Genomic DNA, 25,256 nt, shown 5'->3' on the forward strand with positions numbered 1-25,256 from the left:
TTCATGGAACCTCCTGGTGGGTGAACCATGCCAGAAAGTTCTACTTTTGCGGTGTCTCGCTAGAGGGGAAGCTTACGCAACTGTACTCAACTAAGATAAGCTTCTGAATATAAAGAGTATCCGTGGTAACTCAGATTGTCTCAGTTGTGCTTAAATATCAATAACATACTGTTTTACAAGGTATTTCGTAATCAGTAGGTCGGAGGTTCGACTCCTCTCAACGGCACCATCTTTGCAGCAGACGGACGCTCCTTGGGGCGTCCGTTTTTGTTTCTGCCCCGGACTCCTTTGGCTCAGGGGCTTTCCTGATGTGATGCGTGCCACAGCTTTGGCCGTTGCATGCACCGCTGGTCGGGAAAAAACAGCCATTCGTCCGATATCCGCTGGCAATCCATGCGTCCTCGCCTATGCTGTACGCGGGGTATACACACCAGGGGTTCGGATCCATGATCCTTTCGAAGAAGCCGCGTTGCGCCCGCCGCCTCGCCATGACTGCGATGATTGCAGGCATGCCGCGCGAGCGTGCCGCCGCGTGCAAACGGAGCGCCCTGCGGGGATTCACGCTCGTTGAACTGATGATCACTGTTGCCGTAGCGGCCGTACTGCTTTCGATCGCCATACCCAGTTTCAGAAGAATCACGCTGAAGAATCGCTTGAACGCTGCGGCTAGCGAAGTAGTCGACTCGCTCAATACCGCGCGCATGGAGGCGGTCAAGCGCAATGATTATGCGCAGTTCTGCAGCGATGTGGCGGCCGACAATGGGACCGGTGATCTGGCCACTGCGTGTGGCACGAGCGGTGGCGGCGCGGTGGTGTTGCTGCAAAACCCCAATGCCAGCAGCACGGCAGACAAGACTTTCGAGGCGCACACCTCGCTTGCCAAGATCACGACGCCCATCAAGCTCAATGGCGACATCAAAGCCGTACGTTATAACGGTCAGGGGATCGGCAGTCTGGTCGATGGATCATCGCCCACCAGTACCGTGACCATCGCGGACATCTGCACGGATCAGTTGAGTTCGGATAACCACCGCCTCGTCCAGATGATTCCAACCGGCACCGTCATCACCGTTACAACCAGTCCGGGAGCCTGCCCCTGATGATTTGCTCACGTCTTTCTTCCGTGCGGCGCGCACAGCGTATCCCGCAGCATCGGTTTCAGGGCGGTGTCGGCTTGATCGAGGTCATGATTGCCGTGCTGGTTCTTTCCATCGGTTTTCTCGGTGTCGGTGCGCTGCTGGCGATGTCTCTTTCTACGAACAACAGCGCGATGTCGCGGAGCCTGGCAACCGTAGACAGCTACACGATCCTCGATGCCATGCGTGCGGATATCGCCAATGCTCAGGCTGGAAGCTACAACGGAACCGTAGTTGCCAATAACTGCCCGAGCGCCGGTACTACGCTGGCTTCCTGGCAGCTCAACACCTGGTGTACGCAGCTGGGGCATGATCTCGGAGCAGATGCCAACACTTCTGGAACAGTGACTTGCAGCAAGCTCGGCGACTGCAAGATCACTATCCAGTTTGACGACAGTCGTGCCGGCGTTGGCGGTACGGACAAACAACAAGTCATCACCAGGGCGATCTTATGAGCATGCCAATCGCAACGGGTCGGATCAGCAGCGGGTGTCGTTATGTCGCTACCTCCCGCGTCAAGGGTTTCAGTCTTGTCGAATTGATGATTGCAATGGTGCTCGGTCTCGTGGTCATTGCCGGTGCTGGCAGTGTGTTCTTGGCGAGTTCTCGTACCTACCAGACCAATCAGGCATTGAGTGATGTGCAGACCAATTCGCGCGTGGCCTTCGAACTGATGGCGCGCGATATCCGGCAGGCCGGTCTGAATGGCTGCAGTAACAACGGTCGTGTTTCCAACGTGCTTAACAATGGCCCGAATGGACCGAGTTACAACCCGACTAAGGATTGGTTCGCGGCGTTCAGCAACGCGGTGCAAGGGTACGATGGCGCCGCTCCCGACCCGGCGGTTGCTATTGGTACAGGCCAGAATGAGCGCGTTGCGGGCACGGACTCCATACAGCTGAAGGGTGTCGAGGGTTCTGGTCTCAGCGTGAGCAACACGCCCAGCGGCTTCTCCGCGAACTTCAAGCTCAGTGAAGTGACGACCGACCTTCAGACCGGCGACATCATCATCGTTTGTGATTTCGATCATGCCACGATCGTGCAAGTTTCGGTTGCCCACGGCACCAATGTGACGTTGAACCACACAACGGGAAACAAGACCTCGCCGGGGAATTGCTCGAATGGACTCGGCTATCCCACGGTGTGCACGACTACCGGCAATGGCTACAAGTTCGACAGGAATTCGCAGGTAGCGAAGCTGACTGCCGTGGACTGGTACATCGGCAACAATCCCGTGAATGGACGTTCTCTGTATCGTGTGAGTTTGGTGAACAAGTCAGGCGTACCTACCCCAACTTCACAGGAGATGGTGCGCAACGTCACCGGCATGCAGATTTCCTACCACGAGTCGGGAAGCGCCAGCTTCAAGGATGCCAAATACGTCAGTAACTGGGGAGCAGTCGATGCCGTGCGCGTCCACCTCACTCTCGAGAGCACGGACAAGCGTGCCGGCACCGATACCAAAGCGCTGTCGCGTAACTTCTGGTCGACCACCACGATCCGCAATCGGGTGCAATGAGATGAAATCCAATTCCGTTCTCCTTTCTCGTTCGATGCATCTCGCAAGAACTGTCCCAGTCTTCGGGAAATCTGGAGGCAGGCGGGTATCGGCACGACAGAATCAGCGAGGTGTCGCACTGGTCGTCGCACTATTGTTGCTGGTCGTGATCACTATCGTCGGGTTTGCGGCTGTCCGTGGAACGATCGTGCAGCAGAAGCTGGCGTCGAACATGTTTGATCGTCAGGTCGCATTCCAAAGCGCGGAGGCCGCCTTGCGCGCTGCGTCCGACCTGCTTGAGACCAATCCGAACTTCATCGCGCGCGATTGCCAGAGCAGCGGCGTGATATGTCCGGGCAATCCGTTCTCGGATCCAAATTTGCCCAGTGGCTCGATCCACGACGTTTCGCCCGGTTCTGCGGCAGGGCAGTACACGCCAGGTGCAGCGGCCAGCGGGAAGCCGCAGTTCGTGATCGAAAGCATGGGTCAGTGGGCCGATCCGAATTCGAGTACGGGTTTTGGCCAGACCGCGAATTCGCACAACGCAGGCGTCCAGGGTACTTCCACGACAGCCACTTACTACCGCATAACCGCAAGGAGCGGTGATCCGGAAGATGCAAGCAGCACAGAGAATCGTGCCATTGTCACTTTGCAGGCTGTCGTCAAGCGAGGCTGAGCGAGTCAGTGTGGTGAGGCCGGTTTGGCCGCAATCATCAAGAGCGAGACCGTCATGAACACATTTCCTTCCGCTACGTATAAGGTCACACGCTTCCTGCGCAGGTTGTTCGCTGCAGGTTTTGTGGTGTGGATGCTCGGAGTTCCATTTGTTACCGCACAAGCTGCCGTGCCGGTCGAGCAGGAGCCACTGACCATTCAAAAGCCGCTGGCTCCTAATGTCGTGCTGATGCTCGATGATTCCGGGTCAATGGCTTGGGACTACATGCCGGACTGGAATTACCTTGCTGACACGTCGGCGGATGGTGTCAGGTATTCGGGCGTCAACGGTACCTATTACAATCCCAATGTCGTGTATTCGCCGCCGCCGACGGCAGATGGCAGTTTTTATCCAGATTCGCCAGGTCTGGGCAATGCCTACTACGATGGTTTCCGGGACCGGTCGGCAAGCGATGAGATCGACGTCACGCAGTACTACGGGTCTTTTCGATACTACGAGCATCTGACGGCTACGGTTCCGACGAGTTACGATCCGACGCTCGGCTGTCATTCAGGCGACAATTTCGCCACGGATTCCGCTCATCAGGGGCAATGCGCACACGTCAGCGGTACCAGTTACAGCTATTACGATCCCTACTATTACTATGGGACTCCCTACTGCCCCAGCGGCGGCCAGTTGGTTAGGACTGGACACGGCAGGCATCGTCGTTACCAGTGCCGTATCGCCATAAACACGTACACGTATTACGCGCCTGATACCAAGACCTGTCCTCAGGGTGGCACTTACGACAGCACTCAAGACAAATGCACTTCTACACAGTACGCCTCGGCATACCTGTTCACATACACTACGCCTGACGGTTCGGGCGGGTATGTCCGACATTTCGTGGGCAAGTCTCAGCAGGATTGTCTGGTAGCCAAGGCCAAGGGATATGACTGTGATTACAGTGCCGCCGCACAGCAGAACGTGGCCAACTGGTTTTCCTACTATCACACACGCATACTTATGGCCAAGAGCGGCCTGATGAACGCATTCGACGGAATCGATCCGGCTTTCCGTATCGGTTTTGGATCAATCAACGGTCGCAACAACTACAATCTTCCAGCCGATACTTCGACGTACAACAACAAGAAGATTGCCCAGGTGAAGCCCTTCGGCGATGGTTCGGTGGGAACCCAGAGATATGCGTTCTGGCACTGGTTGGCCGGTATCAATCCGAGTAATTCCACGCCGTTGCGTCTGTCGCTGGATGCCGTGGGCAAATACTACGAGTCGGCGGGTCCCTGGCAGACGTCGAGTACCGACACCACTGAACTGACCTGCCGTCAGTCTTATACCATCCTGACCACAGATGGCTTCTGGAATGGCGGCAGCCCCGGTCTGGCCAACGTTGATGGTACCGATGGCACGTCCTACCCGATCCCGAACAGCGCTACTTCGTACGGGTACAAGGCACAGCCTCCGTTCTCCGATGATCAGAGCAATACACTGGCCGATGTGGCCATGAAATACTGGAAGACGGATCTGCGCACTTCGGTCAAGAACGAGGTTCCGCAGAGCGATCAGGACAAGGCCTTCTGGCAGCACATGGTGACCTTTACCCTTGGTCTCGGATTCAGGCCGACGGGAATTTCGCCGGCGGGCACCACATACGACCAGATCAAGTCCTGGGCGGACAGGCCGGATGACGCCAGCCTTGCTATTTCGGGGTTTAGCTGGCCTAAGGCATCTTCGAATTCGATCAATAACATCGCGGACCTCGAACACGCCGGTATCAATGGCCATGGCGGTTTCTATTCCGCGCAGACTCCCGAGGCATTCGCCAGCGCTGTGGAGGGAGCGCTGGCCAGCGCCGGTGCTCGCAGTGGTTCCGCAGCAAGTCTGGCCGCGAACTCCACGGAGCTGAAAGCAGGTACCGTGACATATCAGGCCGTCTATGAGACCGAGAAATGGGACGGCGATCTGAAGGCCTTCGATCTTGATCCCATTACAGGTGCGGTATCTACGTCGCCGGGCTGGAAGGCTTCCGACAAGTTGCCGTCCTGGTCGACTCGAAGCATCTATACCTATAACGCAAGTGCGCAGAAATTCGTTGCGTTCAGCGATCCCTCCACGCTGTCTTCTGCCGAGCGGACGGCATTGGGCAGTTCGACGACCGAGCAGCAGCAGATCATCAATTATCTGCGTGGCGATGCTTCGATGGAGGAAAGCACCCAATCGGGAATCTATCGCACCCGCAGCACCCCGTTGGGAGATATCGTGGATTCGCAGCCGGTCTTCGTCGGTAGCCCGAATGCGAATGAGTTCTACAATTCCACGTTCACGGGTTCCTCGACTTTCGGGACCTACGCCAGCGATAAGGTTAGTCGTACACCCATAGTCTATGTGGCTGCCAATGACGGCATGTTGCATGCGTTCAATGCTACGTCCGGAGAAACCAATAGCGGAAAGGAAGTCTATGCTTATCTTCCCAGTGCGGTCATCAAGGCGGGAATCAAGCAGTTGTCGAATCCCGACTACGGTAAGCCGGCATTGCCGCATCAGTATTTCAATGATGGAGAGCTCACTGCAGCAGATGTCTATTTCGACAGTACGTGGCACACGGTTGTGGTCGGCACGACGGGGCGCGGAACGGCAAGGGCGGTATATGCGCTCGATGTCACGGATCCCTCTGCCATCAAACCGCTTTGGGAGCGTTCGGCGAACGACGGTAACGCGGATGGTAACAGCGACTACATCGGCCAGATGACGGGCAAGCCGGTCATCGCGCAAACAGGCAACGGTTCATGGTCGGTGATCATGGGCAACGGGTACAACAGTTCCAAAGGTACGGCTGCACTGTTGCAGTTCGACATCAAGACGGGTGCGCTGACGGTATACCCCGTCGCCGATGCGAGTACCGACAACGGATTGGCTGCGCCACTGGTCTGGCTCGACGATCCGTCAAACGGAATCAGCACCACAGCCTACGCGGGTGATCTCCGCGGGCAGGTGTGGTCCTTCAATCTGGCCTACAACGGCAACAAGGTACCGCCCGGCACATTGCTGTTCACCGCCAAAGACAGCAGCGGAAACCGGCAACCGATCACGGCCGGCATGCTTGCAGGCAAGGATCCAGCAACCAACAACGTCTGGCTGTTCTTCGGTACCGGCAAGTATCTGACTACTTCCGATCTCACGGATCTGTCGACGCAAACGTGGTACGGCATCATCGTGCAGTCGGCGGATGCCTCGCTGGTCAGCAATCTGTCCAATGGCCGATCCTCACTCGTACAGCGGAAGATCACCATCCAGACTAGTGAAGACGACACAACCAATCCGCCAACACCGGCCACGCGAGCGGTCACGCTCACGCCTGCCACCTCCGACATGGGCGGGAAGTCCGGTTGGTATATGGATCTGCTCACGCCGGTAACGGGTTCGTCGACGGGATTGCAGGAAGGCGAACGCATGGTGACGACCAATCAGTTCGAGGGCAACCTCCTGATCGGCACCTCACGTATTCCGAACGGTACGGATCCCTGTAATCCCTCGGGTACCGGTTGGATCAATACGGTGAATCCGTTCACCGGAACCAATCCGGAGTCGAGTTTCTTCGATGTCAACGGTGATGGCAAGATCGATGACAATGACAAGATCAATGGGAAAACTCCGGTCAGCAGCATCGGTTATTCTTCGGTCACGAATAATCCGAACTTTGTCGGCAGCCACATGTACAACAGCATCGACAAGCCTGGTACGCCGATCGATGAGCGCCTGCATGCAGGACCGACGGGGAAACCCGCGCGAGTGTCCTGGCGTGAGATGACCACTCAGTAAAGGAATCGACATGATCCGATCGACATACATGTTTGGCCGCTCAGCGGGTCGTTGCGACAGCACTGTTCAACGACGTCGTTGGCATCGAGGTTTCACTCTGATCGAGTTGATGATCGTGGTGGCCGTGATCGCCATTCTGGCTTCGATCGCTTTCCCTTCCTATATCAAGCACATCACCAAGACGAAGCGAGTGGCTGCGGAAGGGTGTCTGTCGGAGTATTCCAATTACATGGAACGCGCCTACACTACAAAGCTGGCGTATCCGACGCCGAGCAGTTCGGCAGCGCCACCAGCGTTAGTTCTGGATTGTGCAGCACCTTCGCAGACAGGCAACGATTACAACTACGGCCTGACGACTGCGTCGACAGCGACCCATTACACCGTGCAGGCGACGCCAAAAGGAACGCAGCTTTCGCGCGACACGAAGTGCGGAACGCTGTCTTTGGACCAGAAGGGCAAACGCGGCAGTAATGGTACGGGCACCGTAGACGAGTGTTGGTAGCCCGAGACGCTGGGTTTCTGCAATCAGAGCAGTCCTGAAGCATCGCCCCCGGAACGGGGCGATGCTCTTTCTGTACGAATGAATCCACTTGCCCAGCGCCATGGGGGGGCATCAAGCCAATACACAGCCGCGCGGCGTATGATGGTCGGATATGTTTTCCCGAAGCAGGACCCTCATGAGCCGATCTTTTACGTCCCCGAATCCGTTGCGCCAGCGTTTCCGTCCCCTGGTCTGGCTGGGCGTCTGTTTTCTTGTCATCTCGTTCCTGACCCGGCTTGTGTTGCTCATCAAGACCGGCTCCGGCGTACCGGCCAATCCGCTGTATTGGCTGTACATCTTCGGCGTCGGGCTCGGTTACGATCTGATCGCGTTCGTTTATTTTGCCTGGCCCATGGTGTTGTTCTTGTGGCTGGTGCCGACGAAGCCGGGACGCTTGCCCGGCTGGTTGCGATGGTTGGCTGTCGCCGTGGTGCTGTGTGCGATCTGCGGCGCGGTGCTGCTGGCGCTGCATGTGGCCTATCACGCCACGCTGAAGGTGACGTGGCCGGTGCTGATCCCGCTGCTGTTCATGCTTCCGTTGACGGCGTTCACGTACACGTCGCGCACGGGACGTGTGGTGCTGTACGGATTCTGCACGCTGCTGATGTTCGGGCTGCTGTTCATCGCGGCCTCGGAGTGGACGTTCTGGAACGAGTTCAGCGCGCGCTTCAATTTCATCGCGGTGGACTACCTGGTCTACACGCGAGAGGTGGTCGGCAACATCGAGGAGTCGTATCCGGTCGGTCTGTGGCTGACGATCATCGGCCTGATCGCGCTGACGGTGATGTTTCTCAGCCGCCGCAGCGTTCGCGCGCAGGATGACGGCAGCACGTTCGCCGGACGCACCGGGATCGTGCTGGGCTGGCTGGTCGCGACGGTCGCCACGGCGTACTTCGTCAATGCGAACATGCGCAACCAGACCGCCAATCGCTACGTCAACGACCTGGGCGGCAACGGCATCTATCAATTCTTCGCGGCGTTCCGCGCCGATCAGCTCAATTTCGATCAGTTCTACAAGACACTGCCGGACGATCAGGCTTACGCCACTGTGCGCAAGATGCTGAAGACGCCGGATGCGACCTACGTCAGCAATGATCCGCACAATCTGACCCGAGCCATCCGCAATCCCGGCCCCGAAAAGCATCTGAACGTGGTGCTGATCAGTGTCGAGAGTCTGTCCGGCCAGTACCTGGCGCATTTCGGCAGCACCAAGCATCTGACGCCGCATCTGGACAAGCTGGCGGACCAGAGCATCTTCTTCACCCGCATGTATGCCAACGGCACACGTACCGTACGCGGCCTGGAGGCATTGTCGCTGTCGGTGCCGCCGACGCCCGGCGATTCACTGATCAAGCAGAAGCACAACCAGGGCCTGTTCTCGCTGGCCGACATATTCAATCAACACGGGTATGAGTCGGAATTCGTCTACGGCGGTTACGGCGAGTTCGACAACATGAATCCGTTCTTCGCCGCAAACGGCTACCGGGCCGTGGATCGCCGCGACATTCCTTCGAGCATGAAGATCCACAGCGAGAATGTGTGGGGCGTGTCCGACGAGGATCTGTTCTCGCTGGCGATGCTGCAGATGGACAAGATCCATGCGAAGGGCAAGCCGTTCTTCCTGCACATCATGACCACCTCGAACCACCGGCCGTACACGTTCCCGACCGGACGCGTGAAGGGCAAGCAGAAGACCCGCTTCGGCGCCATCCGCTATACCGACTGGGCGATCAACGACTTCATCCAGCGCATGCGCAAGAAGCCGTACTTCGACAATACGGTGTTCGTGATCACGGCCGACCACTGCGCGCACAGCGCCGGCAGCGCCGAGATTCCGGTCAATCACTACCACATCCCGCTGATCATCTACGCGCCCGCGCAGTTCAAGCCGCAGGTAGTGAATCGGATGATGGCGCAGATGGACATCCCGCCGACGCTGCTCGGTCTGCTGCATTTCAGCTACCGAAGCCGTTTCTTCGGCTACGACGTGTTCAAGCTGGCGCCAGGCGAGCGCGAGCGTGCGTTCCCGTCGACGTACCAGCGGCTGGGGTATCTGAAGGGAGACATGCTGACAATCCTCTCGCCGCGCCGGGAAGTCGAGCAGGTGACGCCGAACTTCGCCAATGGCGATGTCACGCCGGTCAAGTCGGTCGATACGCAGGAAGTCGACGAGGCGATCGCGTCCTATCAGGTGGCCTATGACACGTTCCACAATGGCCAGATGAAGTGGCGCGCCAGCGACGCCACGCCGGTCGCGCCGCTGCCCGCACCGGCTTCCTCGGCCGCGATACCTGCCGCGAGTTCATCCGCCTCGCCAGCAACCGCGGCGTCTGTCTCGGTTCCCTGAGGCGGAGCAGGTACTTTCTGCGCGCGAGGCAACTTGCGCGTAGAAGGTGTCCGTGCGACAAAGACGCGCGCGTTCCGCCTTCGCAAGGAAGGCGGAACGCCGCCGGGCCATGCCCAGGGAGGGGAAGTCGGGAACGGAATCGCATCACGTCGTGGTCCGCGGCTTCGGAGTCGCGTATCCGTTCGCTTCGCATCGGACATCGCTGGAGTCGTGCATGACTTCCGTCCGCTGTGCTGCGTCAGGCATGTGCGTTTCCCGACCTGGGGCGGTCGTTTCTGGAATTTCTTACATGGGAGGTAAGACATGCACACTGCACAACGCAGAAAAATAGCCCGTATCGGACTGGTCGCATTGCTGGTCGCCGGCGTGGCCAGCGCGGGCACGTTTCCGGACTTCGGGTATCAGCCGCCGTCCAGCGAGTACAGCGGGCCGCTGTTTCAACTGAGTCAGAACTATCCGCAGACACTGCCGAGCGGCACGCCGGCGTTCTTCAAGCTGTTGCCGTCCAAACTGACCAACAACTACGACAGCTGGAAGCCGTATCTGGCAGCGGTGAAGAAGTACTGCCTGGCTGGTAACGCCGAGACCAACTGGGATGTGCAGAAGAATCCCGTGCGCCACTGGTACCACATGCCCTGGCAGCACTACGGCGCGCTGGGACGCGAAGGCATTCACGGCCTGACCAAGGAAGCGCCGATCCAGCCCAAACAGCTGGCTTCGACGCAGACCGATTCCGGCCAGACCTATGCCGTCGGCATCTACAACGACATCGGCGCGTACACCATTGGCGAGGTCTGGAAGAATCCGCAGAAGCCGGATGCCTCGTACACGTCCGAACCGAACAGCTTCCATGACGGCACCGTGGTCTGCAAGGCGCTGTTCGCCGACATCAACTACCAGAACGTCCCGTTCCTGAAGAACCCGTTGCTGTGGCAGGCCTATGTCACCAACACCTTCGATTCCGCCGATCGTTCGGTGAAGAAGCTGGCGCTGATCCAGATGGATTTCGCGGTGCGTGATTCGCGTGTGCCTGGCACCGGCTGGCTATTCGGCACCTTCCAGTACAACGGCGCAGTCGGTGACAAGCCGAGTTGGGAGAACCTGGTGCCGCTGGGCGTGATGTGGGGCAACGATCCCGAACTGACCGGCAGCGAGTACGACAATCCGACGCCGACCGAAACCCGCATCAATCCGAACCTCAAGGAAGCGGCGATCAATCCGGGTAAGGAGCTGCCGCCGACCCATCTGGGCTGGAACGGCCGCGTGGACGGTCCCGTCGACAACCCGCTGAGCTCGTGCATGAGCTGCCACATGACGGCCGAGTATCCGCAGCTGTCGCCGATGAATCCGACCTTCCAGGAAAAGAGCAAGATTCCGCCGGTCGGCTCCAAGGCGTGGATGCGCTGGTTCCAGAACGAGGAAGCGGGTGTGCCGTTCGACAAGGGCGCGCAGAGCACCGACTACAGCCTGCAGCTGGCCGGCGCGATGGCCAACTTCTACGACTGGAAATGCAACCAGGGCGGCGTGTTCGTCGATGGCGGAAATGCCTGCCAGAAGGCGGCCAAGCTGAAGAACACGATGCTGCGCGGTCCCGCGCCGCATCAGCGCGTGTTCAAGGTCGAGCGCGCGCCGGGTGCCGGGGAGCTGCAGTAACCCCGGGTTTGTCCGCAAACGAAAAGGCCACCCGCGACGGGTGGCCTTTTCGTTGCTGAAGATGGTGGGCGGTACAAGGATCGAACTTGTGACACCTGCCGTGTGAAGGCAGTGCTCTACCGCTGAGCTAACCGCCCGATAGAGAGCGCGCAAGTCTACGCAGACGGACGCCGAAGGTCAATGGGTTGTTCGCAATCGGGCCGGATCGGTCGCGGCACGACCGAAACCCTACCGAAACCTTGTGTCCCGCGCATTGGTACACTTGCGCGATTCGTTTTCCCGTACAGCCGAGCGCCGACAGCCATGGACCAACTCCATCATCACCTTCAGCACATTCTCGAGGCGTTGCAGGGCTTCGAGCTCACGCCTTGGAAGGCCGTCGGCTTTCTGGGGACGGCCATGTTCACCAGTCGCTGGTTTGTACAGCTTTACTACACACGCAAGTACAAGCGTGTGGTGATGCCGTTGGCGTTCTGGTGGCTGTCGGTGTGCGGCAGCGCATTGCTTCTGTCGTATTTTGTCTTCGGAAAGAACGATTCGGTCGGCATTCTTTCCAATAGCTTCCCGGTCGTGGTGTCGGTCTACAATCTGGTCGTGCACTCGCGCGATCTGCGTTCGCGCAAGGCGGCCCGGGAAGCCGGCGAGGCTCAGTCCGGCTCGTAGGCGAGATTCGCGACCAGCCAGCGCTCGGCCTCGGTCTGGCTCCAGCCCTTGCGTCGCGCGTAGTCGGCAACCTGTTCGCGGGTGAGATTACCGACTACGAAGTACTGGCTGTCCGGGTGTGCGAAGTACCAGCCGGAGACGGCGGCGGCCGGATACATGGCAAAGCCCTCGGTCAGTTCGATGCCGGTACGGGCGGTGACGTCCAGCAGCTCGAACAACGTGGTCTTCTCGGTGTGATCCGGGCAGGCAGGATAGCCGGGGGCGGGACGAATGCCGTGGTAGTTCTCGGCGATCAGTGCTTCGTTGTCGAGTTGCTCGTTCGCAGCGTGACCCCAGAACTCGGTGCGCACGCGTTGATGCATGCGTTCGGCGAAGGCCTCGGCCAGACGGTCAGCGAGGGCCTTGAGCAGGATCGATGAATAGTCGTCGTGGGCGGCCTCGAAGCGGGCGACGTGTTCCTCGATGCCGAGGCCGGCCGTGACCGCGAAGGCGCCGATCCAGTCCTGCTTGCCGGCGTCGGCGGGCGCGACGAAGTCGGCGAGGCACAGATTCGGGCGCTCGACCGGTTTATCAGCCTGCTGGCGCAGGAAGTGCAGGGTGGTCGGGATGTCTGCGCCGGTGTCGACCTCGACATCGTCGCCGATGCGCTGTGCGGGCCAGAAGCCGATCACCGCACGAGCGCGCAGCCATTTCTCGGCGATCAGGCGGTCCAGCATGGCCTGGGCGTCGTCGTAGAGCTCACGCGCCTGCGCGCCGACGATCTCGTCGTCGAGGATGGCGGGGAAGCGTCCGGCCAATTCCCAGGCCTGGAAGAACGGCGTCCAGTCGATGTACGGACGCAGCTCGGTCAGGTCGTAGTCGTCGAACACGTGCACGCCGGGCTGTTTCGGCGCGGGCGGATCGTATGCGGTCCAGTCGCGCGTCCAGGCGTTGTCGCGCGCCTGCTGCAGCGTGACCAGTTTTTTGCCCGCGCCACGGCTGCGGTGGCGTTCGCGAACGTCAGCGTACTCGCTGCGGATCTTGTCCAGGAAATCCGCGACGGCCTCCTGGCTGACCAGCGACTGCGCCACGCCGACCGCGCGTGAAGCGTCCTTCACCCACACAGTGCCGGCTTCGTAGTGCGGTTCGATGCGCAGCGCGGTGTGCGCGCGCGAGGTCGTCGCGCCGCCGATCAGCAGCGGGGTGCGGAAGTCCTGACGCTGCATCTCGCGGGCGACTTGGCTCATCTCTTCCAGCGACGGCGTGATGAGACCGGAGAGGCCGATGAGATCGGCGTTCTCGGCGCGTGCGGTCTCCAGGATCTTCTGCGCCGGCACCATCACACCGAGGTCGATCACCTCGAAGTTGTTGCAGCGCAGGACCACGCCGACGATGTTCTTGCCGATGTCGTGCACGTCGCCCTTGACCGTGGCCAGCACGATCTTGCCGTTGGACTTGCCGGCGTCGCCGGTGCGCGCCTTTTCTTCCTCGATGTAGGGAATCAGGTGTGCCACGGCCTTTTTCATCACGCGCGCGGACTTCACGACCTGCGGCAGGAACATCTTGCCGGCGCCGAACAGGTCGCCGACCACGTTCATGCCGCTCATCAGCGGGCCTTCGATCACGTCCAGCGGGCGGGCGGACTGCTGGCGTGCTTCCTCGGTGTCTTCGACGACGTACTGGTCGATGCCATGCACGAGTGCATGCGACAGGCGTTCGGCGACGGGCTTCTCGCGCCAGGCCTTGTTTTCGACCTTGGTCTCGCCCTTGTTGTCCTTGAAGCGTTCGGCGAGAGCCAGCAATCGCTCGGTGGCGTCCTTGCGGCGGTTCAGCACCACGTCCTCGACGGCTTCGCGCAGCTCGGAATCAAGGTCGTCGTAGATCGCCAGCGAACCGGCATTGACGATGCCCATGTCCATGCCGGCGGCGATGGCGTGGTACAGGAACACCGAGTGGATCGCCTCGCGCACGGTGTTGTTGCCGCGGAACGAGAACGACACGTTGGACAGGCCGCCGGAGACATGGCTTTCCGGGAAGCGCTTCTTCAGCTCGCGCGCGGCCTCGATGAAGTCGACGGCGTAATTGTCGTGCTCCTCGATGCCGGTGGCGATGGCGAAGATATTGGGATCGAAGATGATGTCCTCGGGCGGGAAGCCGACCTGTTGCGTCAGCAGTGCATGGGCGCGCGAGCAGATCGCCACTTTGCGCTCCAGCGTGTCGGCCTGACCGTCCTCGTCGAAGGCCATGACCACCGCGGCTGCGCCATAGCGCTGGATCGTGCGTGCATGTTCGAGGAAGGCTTCCTCGCCTTCCTTCAGCGAGATCGAGTTGACCACGCCCTTGCCCTGCAGGCAGCGCAGGCCGGCCTCGATCACGCTCCACTTGGAGGAGTCGATCATCACGGGCACGCGGGCGATGTCCGGTTCGGAGGCGATCAGATTGAGGAAGCGCACCATCGCGGCTTCCGAGTCGATCAGGCCCTCGTCCATGTTGACGTCGATGATCTGCGCGCCGTTCTCGACCTGCTGGCGCGCGACCTCGACGGCTTCCTCGAAGCGCTCTTCCTTGATGAGGTTGCGGAAGCGCGCCGAGCCGGTGACGTTGGTGCGCTCGCCGACGTTGACGAAGTTCAGGTCGGGCGTGAGGACCAGTGGCTCCAGGCCCGACAGTCGGGTGAGGCGGCGGCTCATGCTGCCTCCCGCGCGCGGCTGCGCGGCGCGTGTCCGCGCACGGCAGCGGCGATGGCCGCGATGTGTTCCGGCGATGTGCCGCAGCAGCCGCCGACAATGTCCAGCAGTCCGTCCGCGGCGAAGCCGCCCAGTGTGCGCGCCATCTGCTCCGGTGTTTCGTCGTACTCGCCGAAAGCGTTGGGCAGGCCCGCGTTGGGGTGTGCGCTGATGCGGCAGTCGGCCAGCGAGGCGAGCGACTGCACATGCGGGCGCAGTTCGTCCGCGCCAAGTGCGCAGTTGAAGCCGATCGACAGCGGTCGCGCGTGGGCCAGGGCGATGTAGAAGGCCTCCGGTGTCTGACCCGACAGCGTGCGGCCGGACTTGTCGGTGATGGTGCCGGAGATCATCAGCGGCAGGCGACCGCCGCGGCGGCGGAATTCCGCATCGATGGCGAACAGCGCGGCCTTGGCGTTGAGCGTGTCGAATACGGTCTCGACCATGATGAGGTCGGCACCGCCCTCGATCAGGCCGTCTACGGCCTCGGTGTAGTTGTCCACCAGCTCCTCGAAGCTGACATTGCGGAAACCCGGGTCGTTGACGTCGGGCGAGATCGACGCCGTGCGGCTGGTCGGCCCGAGCACGCCGACGGCGAAGCGCGGCCGCGACGGATCTTTGCGCTCGGCGGCCGCGCAGGCGGCGCGCGCCAGTCGGGCACCCTCGGCGTTCAATTCGTGCACCAGCGCTTCCATGCGGTAGTCGGACTGGCTGATGCGCGTGGCGTTGAAGGTGTTGGTCTCGACCAGGTCCGCGCCGGCGTCCAGGTAGGCGGCATGGATGTCACGGATGATGTCCGGTTGCGACAGGCTGAGCAGGTCGTTGTTGCCCTTCAGTTCGCGTGTGCAGCTCTCGTCGTGCGCATGGTCGTGGTGACCGTCGCAGCCGTGCGCGAAACGTGCTCCGCGATAGCCGGATTCATCCAGCGTGTGACCCTGCAGCATCGTGCCCATGGCGCCATCGAGCAGCAGGATGCGTGTGTCGAGTGCCGTTTCGAGCTTTTCGGCGCGGTCAGGGTGGAGCCAGGGGAGTGCGTGGTCGGTCATGATCGGTAGGGCGTCGGGGAGGCGTGGAGCCAGCTCTGTATGGGGGTAATCAACGGTTCGGCGAGTGTCGTGTGCTTGGTTATCCCGGCTTTCGCGCCAGCAGGCACAGGACCTCGAAATAGGGCGGTTTGCGTTCGCGCGAAATGCGCTCGCACTGTGCGACGTCGAGGCCGGCACGGGCGGCCAGCTTTGACAGCTCCTCGCGCTTGAAGCCCGAGTTGCGGTGTCCGAACGGATCGACCGTGGCCTGGTGGCCGTGGCGGGCCAGTGTGACCGCGAGCAGGCGACCGCCGGGACGCAGCGCCTTGGCGGCCTCAGCCACGGCGACAGCCGGTCGCTCGGCGTAGGTCAGTGCGTGCAGCATCAGGACCAGGTCGAACTGTTCGGTCATGCCCAGGTTGTGCATGTCGCCGTGGCGCACCTCGACGTTGGCGAAGGGCTTCAGACGCTTGCGCGCGGCCGCCGTGACGCGTTCGCTGGCGTCGATGCAGGTGATCGAGCGTGCGTGCGGCGCCAGCAGTTCGGCGGTCACCCCATCACCGGAGGCGATATCGAGCACGTCGCCGGTTTCCAGCAGTTGCAGCAGGGCACGAGCCAGGGTTTCCCAGGTGCGACCGGGCGAGTAGTGGCGTTCCATGTCGCCTGCCACCGTGTCGGCCCAGCCTTGTTCGCGGGCGCGCTGCGCCAGCACCACGGGCAGGTTGCGGGCGTCGGTATCGAGCAACGCGTCGTCGACGCCTTCTCGCAGCGCGCCCAGCAGTCCCTGTTCGCCCGCATCGAACTCGGTACTTGCGCGATAATAGGCCGACACCCCAGCGCGACGATCGCGCACCAGGCCGGCTTCTTTCAGCTTGGCCAGGTGCGTGGAGACGCGTGGCTGCGCCAGTTGCAGCACGGCAGCCAGTTCGGCGACGGTCAGCTCCTCGCGCTCGAGCAGGGCCAGCAGGCGTACGCGCGTCGGATCGGCCAGCAGGCGCAGAAGGCTCGAGGCCGAGGACAGATCCATGGTGTTACATCCTTTTATCGCGATGCAAAGATAATGCAAGCGTATGCGGCCCTCGCCGGGGCGTCAACCCGGAAGACAGCTGCGCGGGCAAGCAAGGCGGCGGACACGGTATAATGTCCTGCTACGGCGCAGTCCTTCGCCGGACTTGCGCGTCACCGTTTTCTTGCCACACCACGCCGCTTTCGGGCGACGCAGGAGGATTCATGGATTTCAGCTTCAACGACGATCAGCTCTCGATTCAGTCCATCGCACGCGAATTCGCGCAGAAGCGCATCGCGCCGGTCGCGGCCGAGTTCGACGCCTCGGGCGAGTTCCCGCTCGACAACATTCGCGAGATGGGCCAGATGGGCCTGATGGGCATCGAGGTGCCCAGCGAGTACGGCGGCGCGGGCATGGACCCGATCTCCTACGTGCTGGCGATGATCGAGATCGCCGCGGCCGATGCCGCGCATTCGACCATCATGTCGGTGAACAATTCGCTGTTCTGCAACGGCATCCTCACGCACGGCACCGAGGAGCAGAAGCAGAAGTACGTCAAGGCCATCGCCACCGGCGAGGCCATCGGCGCCTATGCGCTGACCGAGCCGCAGTCCGGTTCGGACGCTTCGAACATGCACACTCGCGCGGTAAAGAGCGAGGACGGCAAGCACTTCGTCATCAACGGCAAGAAGAGCTGGATCACCTCCGGCCCGGTGGCCAAGTACATCGTGCTGTTCGCCATCACCAAGCCGGGCATTGGCGCCAAGGGCGTCAGCGCCTTCATCATCGACACCGAAGTCGAGGGCTTCCATCGCGGCAAGACCGAGCCGAAGCTGGGTATCCGCGCGTCGGCCACCTGCGAGATCGAGTTCGTCGACTACAAGTGCCCAGTCGAGAACCTGCTCGGCGAGGAAGGGCAGGGCTTCAAGATCGCCATGGGCGTGCTCGACGCCGGCCGTATCGGCATCGCTTCGCAGGCGCTGGGCGTCGCCCGCGCTGCCTACGAGGCGACGCTGGAATGGTCGCGCGAGCGCAAGGCGTTCGGCCAGCCCATCGGCAGCTTCCAGATGACGCAGTCGAAGATTGCCGACATGAAGTGCAAACTGGACGCGGCCACGCTGATGACGTTGCGTGCGGCGTGGACCAAGCAGCAGGTCTCCAAGACCGGCGGTCGCTTCGGCAACGAGGCCTCGATGGCCAAGCTGATGGCCTCGGAAGCGGCGATGTGGATCACCCACCAGGCGATCCAGATCCACGGCGGCATGGGCTACTCCAAGGAGATGCCGCTGGAGCGCTACTTCCGCGACGCCAAGATCACCGAGATCTACGAAGGCACCAGCGAGATCCAGCGCATGGTCATCGCCCGCAACGAGACCGGATTGCGCTGATACCGCATCGTACGCCGCCGCATGGCAAGGCAGTCGCCAGCGGCGTCGTTTTGCGCGACAATACCCTCTTTCGTCCATCACCGCCGTATGGCGGGTTTCGTTAAAGTCCGGTCACGCTGGCGAGCAGTGATCTTTGCCACTACAATGCGCCGGATTCATTCCCTCGGGAGGCAAGTACACATGAGCACCATTGAAGAGCGCGTCAAGAAGATCGTTGTTGAACAGCTTGGCGTGAAGGAAGACGAGGTCACCACGAACGCATCGTTCGTCGACGACCTGGGTGCCGATTCCCTGGACACCGTCGAGCTGGTCATGGCGCTCGAGGAAGAGTTCGAGACGGAAATTCCCGACGAGGAAGCCGAAAAGATCACCACGGTGCAGCAGGCAGTCGACTACATCCAGGCGCACGTCAAGTCCTGATGCAGCCGAGTTCGGGCTGGCTGCGCAACACTGCGCACGGCCCGACATCGAGCCGAAACACAGACACAAACTGCGCCACACGGCGCAGTTTGTGTTTGCGCATCCGGTAACGTTCTTCGGCGTATGGTTTAGCCGATCTGCTATCGACGGAAAACAAGCATGAGCAAGCGACGCGTGGTAGTCACCGGTCTGGGCATGGTCAGTCCCGTCGGCAACGACGTGGCCACCTCCTGGGCCAACATCACCGCCGGCAACAGTGGCATTGGCGAGATCACCCATTTCGACGCCAGCACGTTTCCCACCCGCATCTCGGGCGAGGTCCGCGACTTCGATCCGGCGCAGTACATCGCGCCCAAGGACATCAAGAAGATGGACCCGTTCATCCACTACGGCGTGGCGGCGGGCATCCAGGCGTTGAAGGACGCCGGCTACGAGGTCACGGACGCCAACTCCGACCGCGTCGGTGCGGCCGTGGGTGCCGGCATCGGTGGCCTGCACACGATCGAGAAAACCGCCATCGATTATCACGAGCGCGGCGTGCGCAAGATCTCGCCGTTCTTCGTGCCCAGCTCGATCATCAACATGGTTTCGGGCCAGCTGTCGATCATGCTCGGCTTGAAGGGGCCGAATATCGCCTGCGTCACCGCCTGCACCACGGCCACGCACAACATCGGTCTGGCCATGCGCATGATCCAGTACGGCGAAGCCGACGCCATGCTCGCCGGTGGCGCGGAATTCGCCACCACCGGTACCGCAGTCGGCGGCTTCTGCTCGGCGCGCGCGATGTCCACGCGCAACGACGCGCCGCAGAAGGCGAGCCGTCCGTGGGATGCCGAGCGTGACGGCTTCGTCCTGGCTGACGGCGCCGGTGTGCTGATGCTGGAAGAGTACGAATCGGCCAAGGCCCGCGGCGCGAACATCTACTGCGAGCTGGTCGGTTTCGGCATGAGCGGCGACGCCTACCACATGACCGCACCGAGCGAGGGCGGCGAAGGCGCGGCGCGCTGCATGAAGCACGCCATCGACGATGCCGGTCTGAATCCGGAGCAGGTCGAGTACATCAATGCCCATGGCACCTCCACGCCGCAGGGCGACGTGGCCGAGGTCATGGCGGCCAAGACCGTGTTCGGCGATCACGCCCACAAGCTGATGATGAGTTCGACCAAGTCGATGACCGGTCATCTGCTGGGTGCGGCCGGTGGCGTCGAGGCGATCTTCTCGGTGCTGGCGTTGCGCGACAAGATCATTCCGCCGACCATCAACCTGGACAATCCGGGAGAGGGCTGCGACCTGGACTTCGTGCCGCACACCGCGCGCGAGGCCAAGGTCGACGTGGTGGTATCGAATTCCTTCGGATTCGGCGGTACCAACGGTTCGCTGGTGTTCAAGCGCGCCTGAGTACGCGATGGCAGCCGTCTTCGGAGGGCTCCATGCGCATCATGACCGCTCGCCCGTGCCTACACGGACGAGCGGTTTTTTTTAACCCGGGCGAGCGATTTCCGCGCGATTTTCGCCGCTCCGAAGCCGTGGCGGGTTACGCTTGCCACCTGTGTTCTTCGTCGAATCCCATGCCCGCAACGCTTCACGCCGATCAAGTTCGTTCGTCCGCCATGCATGTGCGCGAATTGCCCGGTGCCTGTGACCTGTTGTCCCTGGCTGCGGCGTTCCCCGCACGGTATCCGTGCCTGCTGGAAAGCGTTGCGTCAGGGCCCGCGCAGGCGCGCTGGGATCTGCTGCTGGCATTTCCGCAGTCGCGTATCCAGCTGGATGCTGATGGGTGCACGCAGATCGACGACGAGCGCTTCGAGGGGCGATTTCTGGATGCGCTGGACGCCGCGTGGTCGGCCGAGCGCACGCCGCGCGACGAGGACGGGCTTCCGTTCCATGGCGGCTGGGCGCTGTTGCTGGCCTATGAGCTGATCGCGGAGGTCGAGTCGCGTTTGACGCTTCCGTCCGCGCCGGGATCGCAGCCGGTGGCGCTTGCCCTGCGTACGCCGGCCGCCGTGCTGGTCGATCATGCCGCCGACCGGACCTTGCTGGTGGCCGAGGCCGGGCACGCGGAGCTGATCGAGGCCATGCAGTCGGACATGCGGGCATCGTCGCCGCTTCCACCGCTGGCGCTGCGGGCAAAGGTCGATGAGGATGCGCCGTCCGTGTTCCTCGACGGCGTGGCGCGCGTGCACGAGTATCTGCGCAGCGGCGATGTCTTCCAGGTCAATCTCTCCCGCTGCTGGCGGGCGTGTCCGGAGGTTCCCGCCGCACCGGCACAGGTCTACGCCGCCCTGCGGGAGGCCAATCCCGCGCCGTTCGCCGGTTTGTGGCAGGACCCCGGCTGGGCGGTTGTCAGTTCCTCGCCGGAACGTCTGGTCGAGGTGCGTGGCGAAGCGGTCCAGACGCGCCCCATCGCCGGCACGCGGCCGCGCTTTGCCGGCGACGACGAGCGCGCGCGCATCGACGAACTGGTCGGGCATCCCAAGGAGCGTGCCGAGCACATCATGCTGATCGACCTGGAGCGCAACGACCTCGGTCGCGTCTGCGCACCGGGTAGCGTCGAGGTCGACGAATTGATGACAGTGGAAAGCTATGCGCACGTGCATCACATCGTGTCCAACGTGCGCGGCCGGCTGCGTGCGGAGGTGACGCCGGGGCATGTGATCGCAGCCACGTTTCCGGGCGGCACCATCACCGGCTGTCCGAAGGTGCGCTGCATGGAGATCATCGCCGAGCTGGAAGGCGTCGGTCGTGGCGCCTACACCGGCGCGATGGGATACCTGGATCGCAATGGCGACATGGATCTGAACATTCTGATCCGCACGCTCAGCCTGTTCGAGGGGCATATCGAACTGCGCGCCGGCGCCGGTATCGTTGTCGACTCGCAGGCCGAGGCCGAACTGGAAGAAACGCGGCACAAGGCGCGCGGGCTGTTGCGTGCATTGGGCGTCGAGGCATGAGTACGCGCTGCCTGGTCAATGGTCGTGCATCGCCGCAGGTCGCCGCCGACGATCGCGGTCTGCTATACGGCGACGGTCTCTTCGAGACCTTGCGCGTGATCGACGGTCGCGCGCCGCTCTGGGCCGGTCACATGCACCGCTTGAGCCGAGGTTGCGAGCGTTTGGGCATGCCTGCGCCGGATACGGATACGCTGCGCGAAGAAGTTTCTGCGCTGACCCGTGACGAGGGTCCCAGCGTGGTGCGCATCACCTGGACGCGGGGACGCGGTGCGCGTGGCTACGGACCGCCCGCATCGCCGCAGTGCATGCGCGTGGTCACGGCTTCGCCCGCGCCGGTGCTGGATCCGGATTGGAGCGCCGCCGGAATCCGGGTACGCTTCTGCGATACGCGTCTGGCGGTGCAGCCTGCGCTGGCCGGACTGAAACACCTGAACCGGCTGGAGCAGGTGCTGGCGCGCGCGGAATGGCGCGACCCGGACATCGTCGAGGGACTGATGCGCAGCATGGATGGAGCGGTGGTCTGCGCGACCGCGGCAAACCTGTTCGCGCGCATCGACGGCGTCTGGGTCACCCCGTCCGTCGAGAACTGCGGCGTGGCCGGCGTGGCGCGCGCGGAAGTGCTGGCGCAATGGCCGCAGTGCCGGGTGGGAACGATCGAGATGGGAGCGTTGATGCAAGCCGAAGAAGTTTTCCTCAGTTCCAGCGTGCGCGGCATTCTGGCCGTTGGTGATCTGGCCGGGCGACGCCTGCAGGTGGGCGCCGACACGCGCGCGATGCAGGCGCATTTCGCGCAGTTGCTGGAGCTGGGCGCATGAGGCGGCATATGCGCGGCGGTGCGAAATTGTGGGTCTTTTTGATTGTGCTGGCGGTGGCCACGATCGCCGCGGCGGGCGTGCTCTGGCAGGAGCTGAACCGCTTCGCCGACGCGCCGATGGCGATCCACCCGGATGCGCCCAGCGTCGTCATTCCGCATGGCGCGGGCTTCAATCGCATCGTCGACGAACTGCAGGCGCGCAAGCTCAGCGCGGCGCCGCACTGGTTCTGGCGGCTGCAGGCCGAGCGCATGCATGTCACGCGCGATCTGCATGCCGGCGAGTACGCACTGCGCCCCGGCATGACGCCGCGCCAGCTGCTGGACGACATGGCGCATGCGCGCGTGGTGCAGCATCGTTTCACCATCGTCGACGGCTGGAGCTTCAAGGAGTTGCGCGAGGCGCTGGACAAAGCGCCGGTGCTCAAGCACGAAACGGCCGCGATGACCGACGCGCAGATCATGCAGCGCGTGGGCGCGGGCGACGAGAAAGCGGAAGGCCGCTTCCTGCCGGAGACCTACGCTTTCGTGCGCGGCGACAGCGATCTGGACATTCTCAAGCGCTCCTACCGGGCGATGAATGTGCTGTTGAAGAAGGCGTGGGCGAATCGTGCCGACGATCTGCCGCTGAAGACGCCGTATCAGGCACTGATCCTGGCCTCCATCGTGGAGAAGGAGACCGGTCGCGCCGACGAACGTCCGCGCATCGCCGGCGTGTTCGTGCGCCGTCTGCGTCGCGGCATGCTGCTGCAGACCGACCCGACCGTGATCTACGGCATGGGCGCCGCCTACCACGGCAACATTCGCAAGCGGGATCTGGAAACCGACACGCCGTACAACACCTATGTGCATCCGGGCTTGCCGCCAACGCCGATCGCGCTGCCGGGCAAGCCGGCCATCGAGGCCGCGCTGCATCCGGCTGCAGGCAAGTCCCTGTATTTCGTGGCCAAGGGCGACGGTTCGCACGTGTTTTCCGACACGCTGGCGCAGCACGACCGCGCCGTGCGCTGCTACCAGTTGAAGCGGTGCTCGGGAGGCAAGCGATGAGCGGACGCTTCATCACCCTGGAAGGCGGCGAGGGTGCCGGCAAGAGCACGCTGTTGCAGGGGCTGCGCGCCTATCTCGCCGAGCGCGGCATCGAGCCGCTATTCACGCGCGAGCCCGGCGGCACTGCGCTAGGCGAGGGCGTGCGCGCGTTGGTGCTGGATCCGGCGCTGCGCGGCATGTGCGCGGAATCCGAATTGCTGTTGATGTTCGCGGCGCGCGCGCAATTGGTGCGCGAATCCATCCGGCCTGCGCTGGAGGCCGGGCAATGGGTGGTCTGCGACCGCTTCACCGACGCCAGCTTCGCCTATCAGGGCGGCGGACGCGGGCAGCCGCGCGAACGCATCGCCGATCTGGAGCGCTGGGCCGCCGCCGATCTGCGGCCCGACCTGACGCTGTTGCTGGATCTGCCGGTCGACACGGGGCGCGCGCGCGCTGCCGGTCGCGGCGAGGAAAGCGACCGCATCGAGCGCGAGGGCGACGGTTTCTTCGAACGCATCCGCGCGGCCTATCTGCAGCGCGCCGCCGAGCAGCCGGAGCGGTTCCGCATTCTCGATGCGACCCGGTCGGCGCAGGAGGTCCTCGCTGCCGCCACCGAGGCACTCGAACCGTTGCTGACCGGAGGCGCGGAATGACCGAAGCGCCGCCATGGCACGACGAACCCTGGCAGCGGCTGCTGCAGCGGCGGCAGCGAGACGCGTTGCCACATGCCCTGCTGCTGAGCGGCCCGTCCGGGCTGGGCAAGCGTGCCTTCAGCGAGCGTCTGCAGCGCGGACTGCTGTGCACGCAGCCCGTCGACGGCGATGCCTGCGGGACATGCCGCGCCTGCCTGCTGCTGGACGCCGGCACGCATCCGGACCGCATCGCGGTGAGGCTCGAAGAGCGCCCGGACGGCACACCGCGCAAGGACATCGTGGTGCGCCAGATCCGTGCGCTTTCCGAACGCCTGAGCAAGTCCAGCCAGTTCGGCGGTTGGCAGGTCGCCTGCATCGACCCGGCTGACGCCATGAATGCGGCCGCCGCCAATGCCTTGCTGAAGACGCTGGAAGAACCCAGTGCGTCGAGCATTTTGATTCTGGTGGCCGATGAACCCTGGCGACTGCCGGCCACGATCCGCAGTCGCTGCCAGCAGACGGAATTCCGCTTGCCGGAAGCCGACGCGGCGCAGGCCTGGTTGCAGCGGGAAGGCGTGGCCGATCCGCAGGTGGCGCTGGAGGCGGCTGGCGGCAATCCGGGACTCGCTCGCCGCTGGGCCGAGCAAGACGCCTTGTCGCAGCGTCAGCAGGTGCGGGCCGATCTGCGCGCGCTGGCCGAAGGGCGCGGCGAGCCTGGCGCGCTGGCCTCGCGCTGGCTGGACGATGCCCTCGAACAACGCCTGTGGTTCGCGGCGCAGGCAGCCGTCGACGAGTTGCGGGAGCGTGCGACGGGGCGGCGTGCGCCGCTGGGCTCGCAATTGTCCACGCTGGAGCTGGCCGAGTGGTATGCGCAGGCCAATCGCGCTCGCGATGCACTACGCGGCCCGTTGCGCAAGGACCTGATTCTGCTGGAGCTGCTCGGCGCCTGGCGCTGATTCAGC

The 25,256-nt window shown here is 62.6% G+C and carries 20 protein-coding genes and 1 tRNA gene; 17 read left to right on the forward strand and 4 right to left on the reverse strand.

Translation table 11 applies throughout. The features are described 5' to 3' along the window. Positions 1 to 446: 446 nt before the first annotated feature. The 8 genes from BTJ49_RS12815 (at position 447) to BTJ49_RS12850 (ending at position 11,670) form a co-directional block, all read left to right on the forward strand. Positions 447 to 1,100: a GspH/FimT family pseudopilin gene (locus BTJ49_RS12815; RefSeq protein WP_240601832.1), complete on the forward strand. Its 654-nt coding sequence runs from the start codon at positions 447 to 449 to the stop codon at positions 1,098 to 1,100. Beyond that, on the forward strand, positions 1,100 to 1,591 hold the full coding sequence (gene pilV / locus BTJ49_RS12820) for a type IV pilus modification protein PilV (RefSeq protein ID WP_113065823.1): 492 nt from the start codon (positions 1,100 to 1,102) through the stop codon (positions 1,589 to 1,591). The genes BTJ49_RS12815 and pilV overlap by 1 nt, the downstream gene beginning before the upstream one ends. A gap of 2 nt (positions 1,592 to 1,593) precedes the next feature. Then, entirely contained in the window at positions 1,594 to 2,655 is a 1,062-nt protein-coding gene (locus tag BTJ49_RS12825; protein WP_113065959.1) for a prepilin-type N-terminal cleavage/methylation domain-containing protein, read from the forward strand. 1 nt (position 2,656) lies between these two features. After that, positions 2,657 to 3,310 (forward strand): PilX N-terminal domain-containing pilus assembly protein, encoded by a 654-nt coding sequence (locus tag BTJ49_RS12830; RefSeq protein ID WP_240601833.1) that lies wholly within the window; start codon positions 2,657 to 2,659, stop codon positions 3,308 to 3,310. Positions 3,311 to 3,364: 54 nt separating this feature from the next. Further along, complete coding sequence (locus tag BTJ49_RS12835; protein WP_113065960.1) at positions 3,365 to 7,129, forward strand: PilC/PilY family type IV pilus protein; 3,765 nt, start codon at positions 3,365 to 3,367, stop codon at positions 7,127 to 7,129. 10 nt (positions 7,130 to 7,139) lie between these two features. Further along, on the forward strand, positions 7,140 to 7,631 hold the full coding sequence (locus tag BTJ49_RS12840; RefSeq protein WP_304598395.1) for a type IV pilin protein: 492 nt from the start codon (positions 7,140 to 7,142) through the stop codon (positions 7,629 to 7,631). A gap of 175 nt (positions 7,632 to 7,806) precedes the next feature. After that, entirely contained in the window at positions 7,807 to 10,017 is a 2,211-nt protein-coding gene (locus BTJ49_RS12845; RefSeq protein WP_113065825.1) for a sulfatase-like hydrolase/transferase, read from the forward strand. Positions 10,018 to 10,320: 303 nt separating this feature from the next. Continuing rightward, complete coding sequence (locus tag BTJ49_RS12850; RefSeq protein ID WP_206098417.1) at positions 10,321 to 11,670, forward strand: hypothetical protein; 1,350 nt, start codon at positions 10,321 to 10,323, stop codon at positions 11,668 to 11,670. A 62-nt stretch (positions 11,671 to 11,732) separates the two neighbouring features. Here the strand turns inward: BTJ49_RS12850 and BTJ49_RS12855 are convergent. Then, positions 11,733 to 11,807, reverse strand: a tRNA-Val gene (locus BTJ49_RS12855). A 166-nt stretch (positions 11,808 to 11,973) separates the two neighbouring features. Here BTJ49_RS12855 and BTJ49_RS12860 point away from each other — a divergent pair. Continuing rightward, positions 11,974 to 12,333 carry a lipid-A-disaccharide synthase N-terminal domain-containing protein gene (locus BTJ49_RS12860; protein ID WP_113065826.1) on the forward strand — a complete coding sequence of 120 codons (360 nt, stop codon included), beginning with the start codon at positions 11,974 to 11,976 and terminating at the stop codon, positions 12,331 to 12,333. Here the strand turns inward: BTJ49_RS12860 and metH are convergent. From metH to BTJ49_RS12875, 3 genes are all read right to left on the reverse strand, one after another. Further along, positions 12,318 to 15,002, reverse strand: coding sequence for a methionine synthase (gene metH / locus BTJ49_RS12865; RefSeq protein ID WP_113065827.1), 2,685 nt, complete (start codon positions 15,000 to 15,002; stop codon positions 12,318 to 12,320). The two genes, BTJ49_RS12860 and metH, sit on opposite strands and share 16 nt — an antisense overlap. Next, positions 14,999 to 16,081, reverse strand: coding sequence for a homocysteine S-methyltransferase family protein (locus BTJ49_RS12870; protein ID WP_113065828.1), 1,083 nt, complete (start codon positions 16,079 to 16,081; stop codon positions 14,999 to 15,001). The genes metH and BTJ49_RS12870 overlap by 4 nt, the downstream gene beginning before the upstream one ends. A gap of 79 nt (positions 16,082 to 16,160) precedes the next feature. Further along, entirely contained in the window at positions 16,161 to 17,087 is a 927-nt protein-coding gene (locus BTJ49_RS12875; RefSeq protein ID WP_113065829.1) for a metalloregulator ArsR/SmtB family transcription factor, read from the reverse strand. A gap of 203 nt (positions 17,088 to 17,290) precedes the next feature. On the opposite strand from BTJ49_RS12875, the gene BTJ49_RS12880 reads away from it, so the two are divergent. The 8 genes from BTJ49_RS12880 to holB all read left to right on the forward strand — a co-directional run bounded on the left by BTJ49_RS12880 (position 17,291) and on the right by holB (position 25,250). Continuing rightward, on the forward strand, positions 17,291 to 18,454 hold the full coding sequence (locus BTJ49_RS12880) for an acyl-CoA dehydrogenase family protein (protein WP_113065830.1): 1,164 nt from the start codon (positions 17,291 to 17,293) through the stop codon (positions 18,452 to 18,454). Between the two features lie 180 nt (positions 18,455 to 18,634). Further along, complete coding sequence (gene acpP, locus BTJ49_RS12885) at positions 18,635 to 18,874, forward strand: acyl carrier protein (protein ID WP_113065831.1); 240 nt, start codon at positions 18,635 to 18,637, stop codon at positions 18,872 to 18,874. 159 nt (positions 18,875 to 19,033) lie between these two features. Continuing rightward, the gene (gene fabF, locus BTJ49_RS12890) at positions 19,034 to 20,272 is read left to right on the forward strand and encodes a beta-ketoacyl-ACP synthase II (protein WP_113065832.1); all 1,239 of its coding nucleotides are present in this window, start codon (positions 19,034 to 19,036) and stop codon (positions 20,270 to 20,272) included. Between the two features lie 212 nt (positions 20,273 to 20,484). Further along, positions 20,485 to 21,825 (forward strand): aminodeoxychorismate synthase component I, encoded by a 1,341-nt coding sequence (locus BTJ49_RS12895; RefSeq protein WP_113065833.1) that lies wholly within the window; start codon positions 20,485 to 20,487, stop codon positions 21,823 to 21,825. Next, positions 21,822 to 22,640, forward strand: coding sequence for an aminodeoxychorismate lyase (pabC, locus tag BTJ49_RS12900; protein WP_113065834.1), 819 nt, complete (start codon positions 21,822 to 21,824; stop codon positions 22,638 to 22,640). Before BTJ49_RS12895 ends, pabC begins: the two co-directional genes overlap by 4 nt. After that, the gene (gene mltG, locus BTJ49_RS12905; RefSeq protein WP_113065835.1) at positions 22,637 to 23,683 is read left to right on the forward strand and encodes an endolytic transglycosylase MltG; all 1,047 of its coding nucleotides are present in this window, start codon (positions 22,637 to 22,639) and stop codon (positions 23,681 to 23,683) included. Before pabC ends, mltG begins: the two co-directional genes overlap by 4 nt. Further along, the gene (gene tmk, locus BTJ49_RS12910; RefSeq protein ID WP_113065836.1) at positions 23,680 to 24,315 is read left to right on the forward strand and encodes a dTMP kinase; all 636 of its coding nucleotides are present in this window, start codon (positions 23,680 to 23,682) and stop codon (positions 24,313 to 24,315) included. The genes mltG and tmk overlap by 4 nt, the downstream gene beginning before the upstream one ends. Then, the gene (holB, locus tag BTJ49_RS12915; RefSeq protein WP_113065837.1) at positions 24,312 to 25,250 is read left to right on the forward strand and encodes a DNA polymerase III subunit delta'; all 939 of its coding nucleotides are present in this window, start codon (positions 24,312 to 24,314) and stop codon (positions 25,248 to 25,250) included. Before tmk ends, holB begins: the two co-directional genes overlap by 4 nt. The last annotated feature ends 6 nt before the right edge of the window (positions 25,251 to 25,256 follow it).

The organism is Oleiagrimonas sp. MCCC 1A03011, from assembly GCF_003267965.1.
In the GTDB taxonomy this organism is placed as follows: Bacteria; Pseudomonadota; Gammaproteobacteria; order Xanthomonadales; family Rhodanobacteraceae; genus Oleiagrimonas; species Oleiagrimonas citrea.